The sequence below is a fragment of the Cellvibrionales bacterium genome (assembly GCA_016713115.1).
In the GTDB taxonomy this organism is placed as follows: domain Bacteria; phylum Pseudomonadota; class Gammaproteobacteria; order Pseudomonadales; family UBA7239; genus UBA7239.
This window is the reverse complement of record JADJPU010000001.1, coordinates 1,355,117-1,372,042: the sequence shown is the minus strand read 5'-3', so window position 1 is coordinate 1,372,042 and position 16,926 is coordinate 1,355,117. Positions and strand designations below refer to the sequence as shown.

Annotated in this window: 16 protein-coding genes; 5 read left to right on the top strand and 11 right to left on the bottom strand. The window is 53.0% G+C overall.

All coding sequences use genetic code 11. The features are described from left to right. Position 1 precedes the first annotated feature (1 nt). Together IPK30_06690 and IPK30_06685 are read right to left on the bottom strand one after the other, a co-directional pair. The gene (locus tag IPK30_06690) at positions 2-259 is read right to left on the bottom strand and encodes a type II toxin-antitoxin system RelE/ParE family toxin (protein ID MBK8102972.1); all 258 of its coding nucleotides are present in this window, start codon (positions 257-259) and stop codon (positions 2-4) included. After that, on the bottom strand, positions 246-479 hold the full coding sequence (locus tag IPK30_06685; protein ID MBK8102971.1) for a ribbon-helix-helix domain-containing protein: 234 nt from the start codon (positions 477-479) through the stop codon (positions 246-248). The genes IPK30_06690 and IPK30_06685 overlap by 14 nt, the downstream gene beginning before the upstream one ends. 152 nt (positions 480-631) lie before the next feature. Here IPK30_06685 and IPK30_06680 point away from each other — a divergent pair, with 152 nt between their 5' ends. From IPK30_06680 to IPK30_06660, 5 genes are all read left to right on the top strand, one after another. Next, positions 632-1,504 (top strand): LLM class flavin-dependent oxidoreductase, encoded by an 873-nt coding sequence (locus IPK30_06680; protein ID MBK8102970.1) that lies wholly within the window; start codon positions 632-634, stop codon positions 1,502-1,504. 14 nt (positions 1,505-1,518) lie between these two features. Then, the gene (locus tag IPK30_06675; GenBank protein MBK8102969.1) at positions 1,519-2,628 is read left to right on the top strand and encodes an S-(hydroxymethyl)glutathione dehydrogenase/class III alcohol dehydrogenase; all 1,110 of its coding nucleotides are present in this window, start codon (positions 1,519-1,521) and stop codon (positions 2,626-2,628) included. Position 2,629: 1 nt separating this feature from the next. Then, positions 2,630-3,478 carry an S-formylglutathione hydrolase gene (fghA, locus tag IPK30_06670; protein ID MBK8102968.1) on the top strand — a complete coding sequence of 283 codons (849 nt, stop codon included), beginning with the start codon at positions 2,630-2,632 and terminating at the stop codon, positions 3,476-3,478. A 5-nt stretch (positions 3,479-3,483) separates the two neighbouring features. Continuing rightward, positions 3,484-5,433, top strand: a complete 1,950-nt coding sequence (locus IPK30_06665; GenBank protein MBK8102967.1) for an FAD-dependent oxidoreductase — start codon at positions 3,484-3,486, stop codon at positions 5,431-5,433. Between the two features lie 67 nt (positions 5,434-5,500). Then, complete coding sequence (locus IPK30_06660; GenBank protein ID MBK8102966.1) at positions 5,501-6,397, top strand: DUF3014 domain-containing protein; 897 nt, start codon at positions 5,501-5,503, stop codon at positions 6,395-6,397. Here IPK30_06660 and hemW read toward each other — a convergent pair. The 9 genes from hemW to IPK30_06615 form a co-directional block, all read right to left on the bottom strand. Then, positions 6,384-7,538 carry a radical SAM family heme chaperone HemW gene (gene hemW, locus IPK30_06655; protein ID MBK8102965.1) on the bottom strand — a complete coding sequence of 385 codons (1,155 nt, stop codon included), beginning with the start codon at positions 7,536-7,538 and terminating at the stop codon, positions 6,384-6,386. The two genes, IPK30_06660 and hemW, sit on opposite strands and share 14 nt — an antisense overlap. Positions 7,539-7,540: 2 nt before the next feature. Further along, on the bottom strand, positions 7,541-8,137 hold the full coding sequence (gene rdgB, locus IPK30_06650; GenBank protein MBK8102964.1) for an RdgB/HAM1 family non-canonical purine NTP pyrophosphatase: 597 nt from the start codon (positions 8,135-8,137) through the stop codon (positions 7,541-7,543). Positions 8,138-8,154: 17 nt separating this feature from the next. Continuing rightward, entirely contained in the window at positions 8,155-8,745 is a 591-nt protein-coding gene (gene metW, locus IPK30_06645) for a methionine biosynthesis protein MetW (protein MBK8102963.1), read from the bottom strand. A gap of 1 nt (position 8,746) precedes the next feature. Next, positions 8,747-9,889: a homoserine O-acetyltransferase gene (locus tag IPK30_06640; GenBank protein ID MBK8102962.1), complete on the bottom strand. Its 1,143-nt coding sequence runs from the start codon at positions 9,887-9,889 to the stop codon at positions 8,747-8,749. Between the two features lie 75 nt (positions 9,890-9,964). Further along, on the bottom strand, positions 9,965-10,423 hold the full coding sequence (locus IPK30_06635; GenBank protein ID MBK8102961.1) for an EVE domain-containing protein: 459 nt from the start codon (positions 10,421-10,423) through the stop codon (positions 9,965-9,967). 13 nt (positions 10,424-10,436) lie between these two features. Then, entirely contained in the window at positions 10,437-13,385 is a 2,949-nt protein-coding gene (locus tag IPK30_06630; protein MBK8102960.1) for an FG-GAP repeat protein, read from the bottom strand. A gap of 54 nt (positions 13,386-13,439) precedes the next feature. Continuing rightward, positions 13,440-15,140 (bottom strand): FAD-binding protein, encoded by a 1,701-nt coding sequence (locus IPK30_06625; GenBank protein MBK8102959.1) that lies wholly within the window; start codon positions 15,138-15,140, stop codon positions 13,440-13,442. An 88-nt stretch (positions 15,141-15,228) separates the two neighbouring features. Further along, on the bottom strand, positions 15,229-15,753 hold the full coding sequence (locus IPK30_06620; protein MBK8102958.1) for a hypothetical protein: 525 nt from the start codon (positions 15,751-15,753) through the stop codon (positions 15,229-15,231). Between the two features lie 70 nt (positions 15,754-15,823). Beyond that, complete coding sequence (locus tag IPK30_06615) at positions 15,824-16,885, bottom strand: hypothetical protein (GenBank protein ID MBK8102957.1); 1,062 nt, start codon at positions 16,883-16,885, stop codon at positions 15,824-15,826. Between the last annotated feature and the right edge of the window lie 41 nt (positions 16,886-16,926).

The following is a 16,926-nucleotide window of genomic DNA, read 5'->3' as shown; positions in this document are numbered from 1 at the left end:
CTTATTGATAAACACTGCCACGATGCGCCACTTTCACAACACAAACAACGAGTTTATCTTCAAAGATTTCGTAAATGATGCGGTAAATTCCTTGGCGTACTCGATAACACTCTTGCCCTGAAAGTTTAATGCAGCCCTCCCCTCTGGGATTCATAGCCAGCGCATCAATTCTCGCGAAAATGCGTGCAACATCTTTATTTGGAATACTACGAAAATCTTTTGCCACAGATTTTTTGAAAGTGATTTTATAGCCTGCCATGCTTCTTCAAATCATTGAGCAAAACTTCATAACTTATTTCCGGTTCTTTGATTCTTTCCGAAAATGCACTGATGTCTTCTTGATCTTCACGCATCAGCAGACGCACTGCTTCATCGACCAATTCAGAGAGTGAAACCTGCGTAGAAGCCGCCTTTAGCCGGAGGGCTTGGTGAATAGATGGATCAAAGTAGACTGTTGACCGCTTGGATAATGCACTCATAGGAAAACACCTCTGTAACGCTTTAGCATTTTGATGTTATAGCGTTATAGTGTCAAAGCAATTACGAAACGACTCGTATTGAAACAGTCAAGCCGCTTGCCTATTGTTGGTCATCTCCACAATCTGCCATCACTTAAATAGAGGAAGCCCACATGAAATTCTCACTCACCCTGACCTTCAACCCCGCCGATGACCAAGTGCCGCTGGCGGTAGCCGCCGACGAGCTGGGCTTCCACTCGGTGAACTTGGGCGACGGCCTGTTCTTCTACGACGAAACCTCGGTCAACTACCCCTACTCCGATTCTGGCGCACGCTACTGGAATGCCAACACCGCCTTCCTCGACCCCTTCTGCGCCATCGCCCACATGGGCGCGCTGACCAAAAACATTCGCTTCTTAATCAGCGTGTTGAAATTGCCGGTGCGCCAGCCGATGTTGGTGGCAAAACAAGCTGGCACGGCTTCTTATTTTTGTCAGGATCGCATGACGCTGGGCGTGGGTCTGTCACCGTGGCCGGAAGATTTTTCCATCAACGGCACGAATTGGGAAGATCGCGGTGCGCGCTCGGAAGAAATGATCGAGATTTTGCGCAAAGCACTCAGCGGCGAAATGTTTGAACACAAAGGCAAGTTCTACAACTATCCGAATATGTCGATCAATCCCGTGCCGAAAACACCGATGCCGATCGTGATTGGCGGCACGGCCGATATCGTCTTAAAACGCGCCGCGCGCATCGCCGACGGTTTTGCTTCGCCCAACACCAAGGCCGATCACATCATTGAGATGGCGCAAAAAATTGCGCAGTACCGCAAAGAGTACGGCACCGATAACAAACCGTTTGAATTTATTTCGGTAGCGACTGATGTATTTGATCTCGCCGGCAACCAAAAACTGGCCGATAACGGCGTGACCGAAGCCTGCGTGATGCCGTGGTTTATGTACGGCGGTAAATTCAAATCCGATCTGCAATTCAAAATTGATTGCATGAAGCGCTTCAAAGAAGATGTGATGGATAAAATTAAATAATTGGAGATACCAAAATGAAAACACGCGCCGCTGTCGCTTGGGGCCCCAACCAACCGCTCACGATTGAAGAAGTGGATTTACAAGACGCGCAAGCGGGCGAGGTGATGGTAAAACTCACCGCCACCGGCGTGTGTCACACCGATGCTTACACCTTGAGCGGTGAAGATTCCGAAGGTGTGTTTCCCTGCATACTCGGTCACGAAGGTGCGGGCGTGGTGGTGCAAGTGGGCGCGGGTGTAACCAGTGTGGCGGTGGGCGATCATGTGATTCCGCTGTACACACCAGAATGCGGCAAATGTAAATTTTGTTTATCCGGCAAAACCAATTTATGCCAAGCCATACGCGCCACGCAGGGCAACTGGCTGATGCCAGACGGCACCACGCGCTTCAGCAAAGATGGCAAACCCATTTATCACTACATGGGCACTTCCACATTTTCTGAATACACGGTGTTGCCAGAAATTGCGGTGGCAAAAATTAATAAAACCGCACCGTTGGATAAAGTGTGCCTGCTCGGTTGCGGCATCACCACCGGCATCGGCGCGGTGCTCAATACTGCAAAAGCAGAAGCTGGCTCTACTGTTGCTGTGTTTGGTTTGGGCGGGATCGGGCTCTCGGTAATTCAAGGCGCGGTGATGGCAAAAGCCGCGCGCATCATTGCGGTCGACATCAATGAAAGCAAATTCGAAATGGCGAAAATGCTCGGCGCCACCGATTGCGTGAATCCCAAAAATTACGACAAACCGATACAAGAAGTGATCGTCGATTTAACCGATGGCGGCGTGGATTATTCCTTTGAATGCGTGGGCAATGTGAACTTGATGCGCTCCGCTTTGGAATGCTGTCACAAAGGCTGGGGGGAATCCGTCATCATCGGCGTGGCTGGCGCTGGGCAAGAAATTGCCACGCGCCCTTTTCAATTAGTGACAGGACGCGTGTGGCGCGGCAGCGCGTTTGGCGGCGTAAAAGGCCGCACGCAACTGCCCGATTATGTTGAACGCTACATGAAAGGCGAAATCAAAATTGATGAAATGGTGACTTACACCATGCCGCTGGATGAGATCAACAAAGCCTTTGATTTGATGCACGATGGCAAAGCCATTCGTTCGGTTGTGATTTATTGATATGGACATCATCGAAAAAAACATTTGTTTTGATGGTGAACAACTGCGCATCAAACACTACTCGTCTGTTTTGTCTTGCGAGATGATTTTTTCAATTTATCTGCCACCACAAGCCAATACGCAAAAAGTACCGCTGCTGTGGTGGTTGTCGGGCTTAACCTGCAACGATCAAAACTTTGTCACCAAAGCGGGTTCTCAGCGCATTGCGGCAGAATTGGGCATTGCCATCATCGCACCTGACACCAGCCCGCGCGGCGATGAAGTGCCAGACGATGGCGAAAATGCATGGGATTTTGGTTTAGGCGCAAGCTTTTATATCAACGCCACACAATGGCCGTGGGCTAAACACTATCGCATGTACGATTACATACAGAGCGAATTGCCGGCGCTGATTGCCAAATTCTTTGCTGAAAAAATTGATGTGGCGCGGCAGAGTATTTCCGGTCACTCCATGGGCGGTCACGGCGCCTTGACGCTCGCCATTCGCCACCCAGAGCAATATCTATCCGTTTCTGCGTTTGCACCGATAGTCGCGCCCACGCAATGTCCGTGGGGCGAAAAAGCGTTTTCGCATTATTTAGGTCACGATAAAGCGGCATGGGCAGAACACGACACCTGCTCACTGATCGCCACGCGCGGTTACAACAAACCGATACTGGTTGAGCAGGGCTTGGCCGATAATTTTCTCGCCACGCAACTCAAACCGGAATTATTGGAAGATGCCTGCCAGCAGGCCGATGTTGCGCTCACGCTGAATCGTCGCGATGGTTACGATCACAGCTATTATTTCATCAGCACATTTTTTGAAAATCATTTGCGCTACCACGCGCAGTATTTGCAGGAGAAATAATCACCATGACTGCACTCACACATTTGTTTCAACCGATCAAAATTGGCTCGCTGGAGTTGCCCAACCGCATCGTGATGGCGCCGATGACAGTGGATTACGCCAACGATGACGAAACACCGTCTGAGCGCCATATCGCTTACTACGCCGAGCGCGCCAAAGGCGGCGTGGGTTTGATTACCATGGAAGTGTGCACAGTGGATGCAGAACACCGCTACCAAGCACACTCGCTCGGTTTGTATGCGGATCATTTGATAGAGCCGCACAAAAAATTGGTGGATGCCGTACACGCGCACGGCGCAAAAATATTTCCGCAAATTTCACACACCGGACCAGAGTCGCTGTCGATTTTTTATCGCGGCATTCCCGCTGTTGGCCCTTCGGTAGTGCGCACACCCACCACCATGCAAGTGTGTCGTGAACTCGCTATTGAAGAAATTCCCCAATATGTCGCCATGTATGGCGATGCCTGTTTGCGTGCACAGAAAGCCGGCTACGACGGTGTGGAATTGCACGCTGCGCACAGCTACATGCTGCTCGGTTCATTTTTATCGCCGCTGCGCAATCACCGCACAGATGCTTACACTGGCCGCAAACTCGAAGGCCGCATGAAATTTTTATTGGAAGTGTTGGCGGATATTCGTGCGAAGTGCGGCGCTGATTTTCCTATCGTACTGCGCCTCTCTGGTTTTGAACGCGATGGCGGCGGTCGTGAAATTAATGACACACAACGCATGGCGCCGATCTTGGTTGCAGCAGGCGTGAATGCTTTTCATATCAGCGGCGGCGTGAGCGACAGCAACATCACGCAAATTATTGCTGGCAGTGAATACCGCCAAGGCTACAACGCAGCGATGGCGGCGGCATTAAAACAAGTGGTCGATGTGCCGGTGATGGTGGTGGGTCGCAGCGGCGATCCACAATTTGCCGAACAATTAGTGCGCGAAGAAAAAGCAGATATGGTGGCTATCGGTCGCGCACTATTTACGGATCCAGAATTGCCGAAAAAAGCGCAAGCAGGGCGTTTATCTGAAATTCGTCCGTGCAACAGTTGCGAAGATTGCGTGGACACGATCGGCAAAGGCACAGGCTCTTTCTGTGCAGTGAATCCACTGTCTGGTCGAGAAAATATTTTGCAGTTTTCAACACCCAAACAGAAAAAAAATATCTTGGTGATCGGCGGTGGCCCTGCGGGCATGGAAGCAGCGCGTACCGCCGCCGAACAAGGACACAAAGTCACGCTGTGTGAAAAATCGTCGCAACTCGGTGGGCGTTTATCGCTCGCCGCCAATATGCACCGCGAGCAGCGCGCGTTTCTGAATTATTTGCGCGCCGAAGTGCAGCGTTTGCCGATCAATATTCAACTCAACACCCATGTCACGCCGGATTTTGTGTGCGGGCAACAACCCGACACCGTGATTGTTGCTACCGGCGCTATCGCCGCACCTGTTGCCTTCGACATCCACAGCGATGCAAAAGTGATTCAAGGTAGCGACTTGGATCAGCACCTCGCAGACAACACACCGCAAAACATCGCCGGCAACACCGTGGCCGTAATCGGCTCTGGCTTGCTCTCCACCATCATTGCCGAATGGTTGGCGCTCGCCGGTAAAACCGTGAAATTGGTGGGCAGCGATCACCGTATTGCCAGCGAAGTGGGCAGAAAACGCCGCGCCGAAGAATGCAGGCGCTTGGATGCGGCGGGCGTAATTCTCACCACCGGCGCGCAGATCGACAGCATCGCCGCCGACGGCGTACACATCACTATCGACGGCGTGCAGCGCGTGGTGAAAGCGGACAGCGTAGTGATCGCCCCCAGTTTTGAGCCAGATACCGCCTTGGCAGACACACTGGACGGTTGCGGCCCCACTATCGTCACCATCGGCGATTGCACCGGTTTTGGTCTGCTGAAAAAAGCACTGGGCGATGCGGTAAAAGCGGTGCACGCTTTAGGCTGATTGCGCAGCGGAATTATTTGCCATGCGAGCGGTCTGACGCCTATAAGTTTTTTGCGAGAGGATCGCCATGCAACTGTCCGACGACGACCGCATCATCATGCAACCCCAACGCCGCTCATCCACCGTCACTTATGTGTTGCTGGCACTCGTGGCAGCCGGTATCGGTGCGGCGGGCTATTACTTCACGCAGGGTGCCGGCAAAGCGGAGCCGCTGGCTGCCATCAAGCAAGTGATCAACCCGCAGGCCGATCAACCCACACAGGCGGTCATTACTGGGCAAGTTGCTGAAGCGCCCGCGCCGGAAGCAGACCCCGCCGTTGCTGCCAGTGAACCGGCCACAGAGCAAGCGCCCGAAGCCGCGCCGCTGCCCATACTCGACAACTCAGATGAGGGTCTGCGCCAAGCACTCGGTCAACTGGGCGGCTGGCAGGCTCAGGCGCTCACCCTGCTCGCTAAAGATCAATTACTGCGCCGCTTCGTCACTTTCGTTAACAGCTTGGCGGGGGGCAAAGTCGATCACAAAACAGGTTTATTCACGCCGCTCAAAGGACGCTTTGCCGTCAGCAGCAGCATGCCGTTGACCGAAACGCCGGAGAGCCAAACACGCTACAACCTCTATGTGGAATTGATTACCGCGCTGGATCCACAACAGTGCGCCGAGCTGTATCGCCGCTACTATCCGCTGCTGAATAAGGCCTATGCCGAACTCGGCGAAAAAGGCAATTTTCACGCGCTGGTGATCAAAGCCCTGCAACAACTGGAAGCCACGCCAGAATTATCACAAGCCCCGGTTTTAGTGCCGAACGACAAAGGCCTGTTTGTGTACGCACAGCCGCAACTGGAAGCACTGCCTGCCGCGCAAAAACAATTGCTGCGCAGCGGTTGGGAAAATGTGTCGCGCTTGAAAGTGTGGTTGCGCCAGTTGCACGCCGCCCTGCTGCAAGCACCGGCTAATCCGGCATAAACGCCGTCAGCACATCGTTCAAAAATAAAAAACCTTTTTCTGTTGCGACCAAGCGGTTTTCATTTTTTTCTAACAAACCTTGGTCGCACAGTTTTTGCCACTGCGCGTCAATCGCCGCTAAAGGCAAGCCTGTGCGCTCAGCAAATAACGCAGCCGGCACACCTTCACGCAAACGCAACGCATTCAACATAAATTCAAACGGCAAATCTTTTTCCAACAGTGTTTGCTGTTCTGCCAATGCAGCGGCGTGATGTTGTAAATAATGTTTGGGGATGCGCGTTTTGTGATAGCGCACAATTTTATTTTCTTCCGGCAGGGTAATTTTTCCGTGCGCACCCGCGCCTATGCCCAAGTAATCGCCAAACTGCCAGTAATTGAGGTTATGACGACAGGCGTGTAATTCATCATTCACTTCGCGCGCAAAAGCCGACACTTCGTATTGCTGAAAGCCGTGATTTTGCAACAGCGCCAAGCCCGCCTGCTGAATGTCCCACAACACTTCATCCACTGGCAGCGGCGGCGGTTGGCGATAAAACACGGTGTTCGGCTCGATGGTGAGTTGATACCAAGAAATATGCGTAACACCCAAATCTATTGCGCATTGCAAATCCGCCAAAGCTTCATCCACCGTTTGCTTGGGCAGGCCGTGCATTAAATCAATATTGATGCGCGCAAACCCCGCTGCTTTTGCCATCGCCACTGCACGCGCCGCTTCAGCGCCGTTGTGGATGCGCCCCAAGGCCCGCAAATGATTTTCAGAAAAACTTTGCACGCCAATGGATAAGCGATTCACGCCTGCAGTACGAAAACCGACAAACTTTTCCGCCTCAGCGGTTCCGGGATTGGCTTCCAGCGTGATTTCAATATCTTCAGCAAAAGGAATGCGCTGTTGCACACCCTGCAAAATAGCGGCGATAGCCTGTGCGGAAAAAATAGACGGGGTGCCTCCGCCAAAAAAAATACTGCGCAGCGCTCTGCCTTGCACAAAAGGTAAGTCATGTTCCAAATCCGCCAACAACTGCTGCACATACGCCGCCTCTTGAAATCCGTCTTCTGTGTGCGAATTGAAATCACAGTACGGACATTTGCGCACACACCAAGGAATGTGGATATATAAAGACAGCGGCGGAAGCAGCAGCATTTTTAAATTGCAGAGCGCAGCGCGTGCAGCAACATTTGCATGGCCTGCCCGCGATGGCTGATGCGGTTTTTTTCTGCCGCCGACAATTCCGCCGAGCTGCGCTGGTGCGTTGGCACCCAAAACAGCGGGTCGTAGCCAAAACCGTTTTCGCCGCGCGGCGCAAACAAAATGCGCCCGTGCCACACACCGTGACACACCACCGGCACCGGATCTTGCGCGTGGCGCATCAACACCAGCACGCAGTGAAATTGCGCTGTGCGTTTTTCTTCTGGCACCTCTAGCAACACATCCAACAATTTTTGATTGTTGGCGGCATCATTGCCGTGTTCGCCGGCAAAACGCGCGGAATAAATACCGGGGTTTCCACTCAGTGCATCCACAGCCAAGCCTGAATCATCCGCCAGCGCAGGCAGACCAGAAATTTGTGCCGCGTGACGCGCCTTGATGATGGCGTTTTCAATAAAAGATGCGCCGTCTTCCACGGCATCGGGAATATTGAACGCGGATTGCGGCAGCACTTCCCAACTCAAATCATTCAGAAGACTTTGCAACTCTGCCAGCTTTTTTTTATTGCTGGATGCCAGCACCATGGTTTGCATTGTGCGATACCTGTGGCTCAACGCGCCAAGCGGTAAACCGCCGTTTCTGCCAACATATTGGGCCAGCGCACTGACAGCGCATTGTCATCGCGCCCGGCAGTGACATAGCGACGATTCAGAATGCGGATATTTCGCTCACGACAAAAATCTTCAAAGTCATCCACCGTGCAAAAATGGATGTTGGGCGTGTCGTACCAAGTGTAGGGCATGAACTCCGACACCGGCATGTGGCCGCGCAAAGCTAAATAAAAACGCGAACGCCAGTGCCCAAAATTGGGGAAGGACACAATGCACTCACGCCCTACGCGCAGCATTTCATCTAACACCACATGCGGGTAGCGCACGGCTTGCAGCGTTTGCGACATCACCACGGTATCAAAACTGCCGTCGGCAAAGTTTTTCAAACCGGCATCCAAATCTTGCTCAATGACATTCACGCGCTTTTCAATGCAGCGCGTAATTTTTTCTTGATCAATCTCTATGCCGTAACCAGTGATGTTTTTCTCCACCACCAATTTCGACAACAAAGAACCGCTACCGCAGCCGAGATCCAACACACGCGACGAGGGTGCAATCCAACTCTGCAAAATATCGAGGTCTATGCGCATCTCACACCTCAATGCTCTGCATGTAAGCAGCAAACACTTTTTTGTAGCGCTCAATCGGAATCAAGAACGCATCATGGCCGTACTCCGATTCAATCTCGACATAGCTCACCGCTTTATTGGCATTAATTAAGGCGTCCGCCAACTCGCGCGAGCGCTCCGGCGGGAAACGCCAATCCGTCGTAAAAGAAATCACTAAAAACTTGCACTGGGTATCAGCAAACGCTTGCGTAGGGTCTTCGCCAAACTCGCGCGCGAGATCAAAATAATCCAATGCCTGCGTCATCAACAAATAAGTGTTGGCATCAAAGCGATCGGAAAAATTTTCGCCTTGGTAGCGCAAATAACTGCCGACCTGAAACTCCACGCCGTCATCACTGCTGATATCAAAAGTGCCACTGCGCAAATCGCGGCCAAACTTTTGCCCCATCGCATCGCCAGACAAATAGGTGACATGCCCCACCATGCGCGCAATCGCCAAACCACGACGCGGCGCAGTGTTGTGCTCTAAATAGTGGCCATCGTGAAAATCAGGGTCCGAAGTAATCGCGTGGCGCGCAATTTCATTGAAGGCAATATTTTGTGCCGTGAGTTTCATCGCCGAAGCAATCACCACGCAGTGGCGCAGACGATCGGGGTATTTCGTGCACCAGCGCATCGCCTGCATGCCGCCAAGACTGCCGCCGACCACCGCCGCCCACACATCAATCCCCAACGCTTCCATCAACATTTTTTGCGTGACGACCCAATCGCGCACGCGCAGACGCGGAAAATCTGCACCCCACGCTTTGCCCGTCTCGGGGTTGATGGAGGTGGGACCCGTGCTGCCGTTGCAGCCGCCGATGTTGTTCAGGCTCACCACGAAAAAGCGGTTGGTATCGATGGGTTTACCGGGGCCGATGTAGTAATCCCACCAGCCCGGTTTGTCGTCTTCGGCACTGTGATAGCCCGCCGCGTGATGATGGCCAGACAGCGCGTGGCAGATCAACACCGCATTGCTGCGCGCCGCGTTCAGCGTGCCATAGGTTTCGTACATCAACCGAACGCTAGGCAGCGTGCGCCCCGACAGCAGAGCTATCGGGCCGGGAAAATCGATCTGTTGAGGGCTGACGAGACCAACCGAGTCAGCGGGTATGGATGCGGGCATGACACGACGAAACAGAAAAAAGAATGAAGACGCAGTCTACGGACAGCGTTCGCTGGGAGCAATACAGCAACGAAATCACACCAACTGCACAATAAAATCCCACTGTGCTTTTGTCACCGGCGTGATGGACAAACGACTGCCGCGCGCCAGCACGGCCATGCCATCTAGCTGTGGGTGCTGCTTGAGGGTAGCAAGAGAAACGGTATGCGCAAATTGTTTTTCAAACTTCACATCGACGCGATACCAGCGCGGATTTTCCGGCGTGGCTTTGGGGTCGTAGTAATCACTTTCAGGATCCAGCGCGGTGACATCGGGGTAACCGGCTTTCACAATTTCCACAATACCGACAATGCCAGGCTCCGCGCAATTGGAGTGATAAAAAAACGCTTTGTCGCCCACCTGCATGTCGTCGCGCATCATATTGCGCGCTTGATAGTTGCGCACGCCATCCCATGGCTCAATTTTTTTTGGGCGCTGCTTTAAATGTTCGATGCCGAAAGTTTCCGGCTCGGATTTCATCAACCAATAATTCATTTTTTTCTCGCAATTAAGGCGGCCAAGCCGCTGACGCTTCTTTACCTGAAATCACTTCAGCAATTCCGGCTTTCGATAATTTGTTGAAGAGGGCATACGGCGAGCCGATCAACACATCGTCATTGGCATCATTATTAAAATCTTCGCCACCTGCGACAGAAAAACCGGCTTGCCCGCCGGCAATTTTTCCATCCACCGCAAACACAGTACTGCCGACGGCCGCTGTGTTGCGCACTGACACTTGACCGGCATCTTTCAGTTTTTTACTCGCCAACATGACATCGGTTTTTGGAGCGCCGACCACAAAAGATTCATTGCCGGAGGCGTTGACATCGCCAGCCACCGCTACCGCTGCACCAAACAAAGCGCCGCTCTGCGGTGCGGCCGCTTGCGCGTTGTACAGCGCCGTTCCGCCATCCGATGCGAACAACTGCACACGACCCGCATCTTTTAATTTTTTTCCGCTCATGGTGATATCAGCACGCGGCGATCCAACCAACAAATCGCGGAAAGCATCTTGCCCTTCATTCACCGCCGCGAGTGCATAACCAAATTGATCGCCCGCTTTCTCGCCATCCAATTGTTTGATCAAGGTGTAAGGCGCTGCGCTACTGTAAACAAACACACTGCCTGCATCTTTTTTCGGTTTGTTAGTAATGCTGTCGAGCGGATCGTGGCGATACGCGCCGATGGCGATATCCGCTATGCCATCGTGATTGAGATCAGCACCCACGGCGAGGCTGCTGCCCACATAATTACTTTTTACCGTTGTTACAACATCCATAAATTTGTGTTGCTGCACGCCATTCGCACCGCTGTATAAATACGCGGCACCTGCATCCTTAATCGGCTTTAAGGTGACGGGATCTACGCCATCGGCTTTCGGTGCGCCGACAATAAAATCTGCGCGGCCATCGCCGCCCACCACATCACCTGCCGCCGCAATCACAGCACCAAAACTATCGCCCGCTGCTTCGCCATGTAACGAAGGAAATATTTCTGAGAAATCAGCGCCAGAATAAATTGTCACACTGCCGCGATCTTTCTTCACAATTTTCCCAGTCAACAAATCTACTTCATCCGTTTTGGGTGCACCGATAGCAAAATCCGGTACGGCGTCACCATTCACATCACCCAAGGCTGCAACAGCAGAACCAAACATATCGCCTTTGGCTGTGCCAGAAAATGTGTGTAGTGGAGTTAAAAAATCCTGCCCTGATAACAAAACCGCAGTGCCAACATCCAGCGATTTTTTTGTCAGCGGCGGCAATACCACATCCGCTTTGGGAGCGCCCACTAAAATATCGGCAAAGCCATCGCCGTTAACATCACCCACCATCGCCACGCTGTAACCGGCCATGTCACCTTTTGCACCGACAGCGCGCGCCAATAAAAACGGATCCAACGGAAACGGGTCATCCACATCGAGTACACCGTCATTGTCATCATCAGTATCGGCGTTGTTGCCGATACCATCGCCATCGGTATCAACCGATTCGGTTGGATCAAATGGAAAAGCATCGTTCACATCGAGCACGCCATCGTTATCATCGTCATCATCACAGACATCACCAAACTCATCGGTGTCGTGATTTTCTTGATCCGTATTAGCAATGAATTGACAGTTATCCGCCGAATCCAAAATGCCATCATTGTCATCATCATCAAACAAGTAGCGCACCGTCGCCATAATTTCACGACCCGCAGAAAAACTATGGCCAGCAACAACCACTTGTCCGTCACCCTGCAAAGCCATGCCATTGACAACCAAACCGCCAGACAAACTCGTGATTAAAATACCGCCCACACCAAAACTGGTATCCAGCGCACCATTGGTGTTGTAACGCACTAATACGCCATCACCATTGCTAGTGCCTGCGACCAATAATTTTCCATCCCATTGTTGGATAACGCCGGTTGCTACATCAACACCACCGTCGATATCGGTCAACACGCGGCCATCACCACCAAAACTGTTATCCAAGGAACCGTTCGCCAGAAAACGCGCGACGGCAAAATCGCGATTGCCACCGCCTGTCGATGGCGCACTGGAGCCAACAACCACTAACCTGCCATCTTTTTGCTGCATACCAGCGCGCGCCACCGCATCATCATTGGTGCGAAACTCAGTGCTGGCTTTGGCATCACCTGAAAAACTTTTATCCAGCGCGCCATTGCTTTGATAACGCACCACACCAAAATCGCGACTAGCGATTCCGTTGCGCAAAATATCCGCTTCACCCAACAGAACAATTCTTCCATCTTTCTGTTTGATAGTGCCGTACGCACAATCTGTGCCGCCGCCGATATCAGTAATCGTGCTGCCACCGTCGCCGAAATTGAGATCCAACACGCCAACGCTATTGACATTCGCCAGCAAAAAATCATCGCTGGTTGCGCCACCTAGATCGGTGCAGCCTGCTGCCAACACGGAGCCATCGGCACGCGCCGTCATGGCATAGCCCCGCACACTGGCATTGCCCGCCGTGATAACGGCTACACCATCACTACTAAAACTGGTATCTAAGGTGCCATTACTATTCGTGCGCACAATGGCCATCGCATCGCTGCTACCCATTTCTCGCACCCAACCAACAGTCACCAATTTGCCACTGCTCAGTTGATTCACTGCCGCTGCGAGTATGCCGTCGGCCATATTCACTTGCATCACACCGTCGCCACTGAACGAAGTATCCAGTGCGCCATTGGTGTTGTAACGCGCTAACACCAAAGTTGAATCAGGTGAGCCCACCGGAGCCGAATATCCAGCGCTGACAATTTTTCCATCCGTTTGCTGCAGTACCGCCAAAGCACTGGCATCCAAGGGATTAAAATCGGCTAACGCTACTCCGTTACCACTAAAGTTTGGATCCAATGTTCCTGGAGGTGCGGCCAGTGCGTTGTTAGTGGTTAGCAACACCGTCATGCACACGGCTACTGAAAGTTTTTTGTACAAATTCATGTGGGCGTCTCCACGAAGCAGTGCAAAGAAAGTAACAGAGAACCGATACGCTTACTATCGCGCTACCGTTTCTGCAGCAATAAAGCCAAACACCATCGCCGGCCCCAAAGTAGAACCTGCGCCAGCATAAGAGCGCCCCATCACGGCGGCGGAACAATTGCCGCAGGCAAATAAACCACCGATAACTGAACCGTCATTGCGCAGCACACGCGCATCAGCATCAGTCAGCAAACCGCCCTTGGTACCGATGTCGCCCGCCACCACGGGCACCGCATAAAAAGGCCCTTCCACCATCGCACCAAGGTTCGGGTTCATCTGGCAGGCAGGATCAGAATAGTAGCGATCCGAAGCGTTGCCGCCACGCAAAAAATCGTCATCGATACCGGTTTGGGCAAAACGATTAAAACGCAAAATAGTTTGCTGCAAACGCTGTGAATCCACACCGATAGCGCGCGCCAATTCCGGCAGGGTGTCGCCTTTATATAACAATTGATTCCAGTAGCGCTTTGGCACGCGGCTATCAGGCATCATGGTCGCTGGATATATCGTACCGGCCACTGCAGTTTTGCGACGGTAGTGTGCATCAAAAATCATCCAACACGGCACGCTGCTGTGTTCGTCATCTTTGTGGTGATCGTTATACATCTCGTTCACCACATCGATATACGGCGCAGATTCATTCGTAAAACGCTCACCGCGACTGTTGATAAACAGGCTGTGCGGCATACTTTTTTCAAACACCAAAGCATGCGCGGGTGCAGAACCGGGCACCACGGCAGCGGGCGACCACCATGCGTCGTCCATTAAATGCAAAGCGGGCTGCAGCGATGCTGTCATCGCCAGTGCATCGCCCGTGTTGTGTTTATTGGCTGCGGACCAATCCGTCGATGTGGGCTTGGGTAGATGCTGTTGCCGCAACAGCGGGTTGTGTTCAAAACCGCCACTCGCCAAAAGCACGCCTTTTGCCGCACGCACCGTGACGCGCTTGCCTTCGCGCTCGACGATAGCGCCAACCACGCGCCCGTCCTCCACCAACAAGTCTTTCGCCGGACTGTTCAACCACAGCGGCACACCGCGCCGTTTTACTCCTAGGCGCAGCGCACCAACTAACGCATTACCCAGCGTCACCCGCGTGCTGCGCGGCGCGATCAGACGCAAGGGCAAGCCAAGCAAGTACAAAGCCATGTTTTTAACAATTTGCAGGGTGGCGCTCCAATGGCCATACACCGCACGCTGTGCTTCTTTCGCTGACATGTGCAGCAAGCCGAAAGTGGTGCAGGCCGGATGCGGCGGGCGCAGTTGGCGCAAATCCAAGCCCAATTTCAGGGTGCTAAAGCGCTTGGCTTCTAGGGTGCGTGCACCGGGTTTAGCGCCCTGCACATTCGGGTAGTAATCACAGTAGGCAGGCAGCGCCTCGCAGTGCAGATCATCGCGCATCTCCAAATACGCCAGCATCTCCCGTCCTTTGCTGATATAGGCCTGCAGGCGAGACTCCTCCACCTCGCCTTCTGTCAGCGCTTTCAAGTAAGTGAGCGCTTCTTCATCGCTATCTGGCACGCCCACGGCAGGCATCAAATGGTTATTGGGAATCCAGATACTGCCGCCCGACATCGCCGAGGTGCCGCCGTAGTAACTGCTCTTTTCCACGATTAAGGTCTTCAAACCAAGATCGTGCGCACGGATAGCACTGGTCAGCGCGCCCGCCCCGCTGCCCACCACCAAGTAATCGACTTCTACCGCCTCAGACTGACTCACGGCTCTGCTCCCTAAAAAATGATGCGCGCATCATAGCCAGCGCCGCCGCCAGCTCACAGACGCAAATCAACCTAGGCGGAATGTGAGGTTACAAGCCCACTTTCTCCCGCAGGGCGCGCACAGCCGCTTGACGCTCTTCTGCCGTCATCGGGTGGTGTTCCGGCTCTGGCAGCTCCAACACTTCAGGCAAGTGCAGTGTTTCACCGGCGGCCACGCGCTCGCACAACGCGCGGTAGTGGCGCTCGTACACGGGGCGTGAAATTTTTTCAGTTTGTGTAGCGAGAAAATACCAACCCGTTTCTTGGCCGGCGAGATACACCGCCGCATGCGACCAACGCTGCTCCACCTTCGGCGACGGTGCGAGGCAGGCTTCGCGGTAGGCATCGTAGGCATCGGGCAAACCGCTGCTGCTCTCTAAATATTTCAACACGCCGCGCACGGTGGGCAGGTATTCCGATTCATGCGTGGCACGGCGCGCAGCAGCCAAAATTTGTTCCGGCGAATACGCCGCCAAATGTGACAACCACAAACGCTTCGCCAGCGACAATTTTTCTTTATCAGAAAACGCTTTTTGATATTGATTGTGATAAACCAGCGCAAACTCGGCGAACATTTGATTCACAGCGTCGATCACCGCCTCACGCGGCGCAGCGGACGGCGTAGCTGTATTTTGTGTGGTGAGATCAGAGGCCATCGGCCCAACTCCTATCGGTGTGCGTGGCGATGAAACCATCGTTTTCTCCTTGCCAATTTTGCTCGTGGCGACGCGCCCAACGGTATTTCACATGATGCAAAAATTTGCTGTTCCAACTGCTGTGTACTTGTTTGCTGTCCAGCCAATACAACACAAACTCACTCACTTGTTGCCGCGCAAAATCGGCATCTATCGCTGCCATCTGCAAAATATCATACACATCGGCTGATGGCTGCCAGTCGTGACTGATCGGGCGCGGCGTGGGATCGTTGACCAACTTCGCGGTAAAAATTGCCCACTGCCGGCGCACATGCTGCAAAAATTTGCTGTCCCATGTGGTTGATAATTCGCCGCGCTCGCGCCAATACAACACAAACTCCGGCACACTGTCGTGAATAAAATCTTGCTCTACACCGGCGCGCAATAAAATTTCCAGCACATCGCTGCCAGGCTGCCAACCATCCACCATGGCGGTGTTCTGGCGCAATTTCGCTGCGTGCAATTCGTGATCGCGCCACAAGCGCTGCACTTGCTTTTGAAAGCGACTGTTCCAAGCATGATGCGCTTCGCCGCGCTCGTGCCAATAGCGCACAAATTCCGGCACTTGTTGCAGAATAAAATCTTGCGCCACACCGAGCTGCATCAACTGGCGCTGCACTTCAGCGTCCGGCTGCCAGTTTGGCGCTATCAAGGCAGCGCGACCTGTTGTCGCCACGGTTTTTGGTTTGCTTTGCGGCAGAATTTTTACCGGTGCAGGCTCTTCGTCGCCGAGATGAAAATCCAACACGCCGCTGCTGAGATACGGCGCAGAGCGCAGATGCAGCACACCTTTATCACACAAACTTGCGGCTACGCGCTGCACGTCTTGCGGCTGCCAAAACGGCAAAAAATGCGACAACAGCGACTCTTCCGCTTTCAACCAGCCATTCTGCGCGCGATGCAAAAACAATTCGTGCAATACCGCCAACAACACCGCCTCCTCCAAACCGAGTGTGGCGGCGAGCGAAGGTGAAATCACCAGCGGTTTTTCGGGGAGCAGAGAGGCGGCCATGCAGCAATTCGTCAAAAACAATAGAGCGCATTGTAAGGGCT

What these genes read in the sequence shown, in the direction of transcription:
- IPK30_06685 (MBK8102971.1), bottom strand. Translation starts at nt 479, where the DNA reads ATGAGTGCATTATCCAAGCGGTCAACAGTCTACTTTGATCCATCTATT.
- IPK30_06665 (MBK8102967.1), top strand. Translation starts at nt 3,484, where the DNA reads ATGACTGCACTCACACATTTGTTTCAACCGATCAAAATTGGCTCGCTG.
- IPK30_06620 (MBK8102958.1), bottom strand. Translation starts at nt 15,753, where the DNA reads ATGTTCGCCGAGTTTGCGCTGGTTTATCACAATCAATATCAAAAAGCG.
- rdgB (MBK8102964.1), bottom strand. Translation starts at nt 8,137, where the DNA reads ATGCAAACCATGGTGCTGGCATCCAGCAATAAAAAAAAGCTGGCAGAG.
- IPK30_06660 (MBK8102966.1), top strand. Translation starts at nt 5,501, where the DNA reads ATGCAACTGTCCGACGACGACCGCATCATCATGCAACCCCAACGCCGC.
- IPK30_06615 (MBK8102957.1), bottom strand. Translation starts at nt 16,885, where the DNA reads ATGGCCGCCTCTCTGCTCCCCGAAAAACCGCTGGTGATTTCACCTTCG.
- hemW (MBK8102965.1), bottom strand. Translation starts at nt 7,538, where the DNA reads ATGCTGCTGCTTCCGCCGCTGTCTTTATATATCCACATTCCTTGGTGT.
- IPK30_06675 (MBK8102969.1), top strand. Translation starts at nt 1,519, where the DNA reads ATGAAAACACGCGCCGCTGTCGCTTGGGGCCCCAACCAACCGCTCACG.
- IPK30_06680 (MBK8102970.1), top strand. Translation starts at nt 632, where the DNA reads ATGAAATTCTCACTCACCCTGACCTTCAACCCCGCCGATGACCAAGTG.
- IPK30_06690 (MBK8102972.1), bottom strand. Translation starts at nt 259, where the DNA reads ATGGCAGGCTATAAAATCACTTTCAAAAAATCTGTGGCAAAAGATTTT.
- IPK30_06630 (MBK8102960.1), bottom strand. Translation starts at nt 13,385, where the DNA reads ATGAATTTGTACAAAAAACTTTCAGTAGCCGTGTGCATGACGGTGTTG.
- IPK30_06635 (MBK8102961.1), bottom strand. Translation starts at nt 10,423, where the DNA reads ATGAATTATTGGTTGATGAAATCCGAGCCGGAAACTTTCGGCATCGAA.
- fghA (MBK8102968.1), top strand. Translation starts at nt 2,630, where the DNA reads ATGGACATCATCGAAAAAAACATTTGTTTTGATGGTGAACAACTGCGC.
- IPK30_06640 (MBK8102962.1), bottom strand. Translation starts at nt 9,889, where the DNA reads ATGCCCGCATCCATACCCGCTGACTCGGTTGGTCTCGTCAGCCCTCAA.
- metW (MBK8102963.1), bottom strand. Translation starts at nt 8,745, where the DNA reads ATGCGCATAGACCTCGATATTTTGCAGAGTTGGATTGCACCCTCGTCG.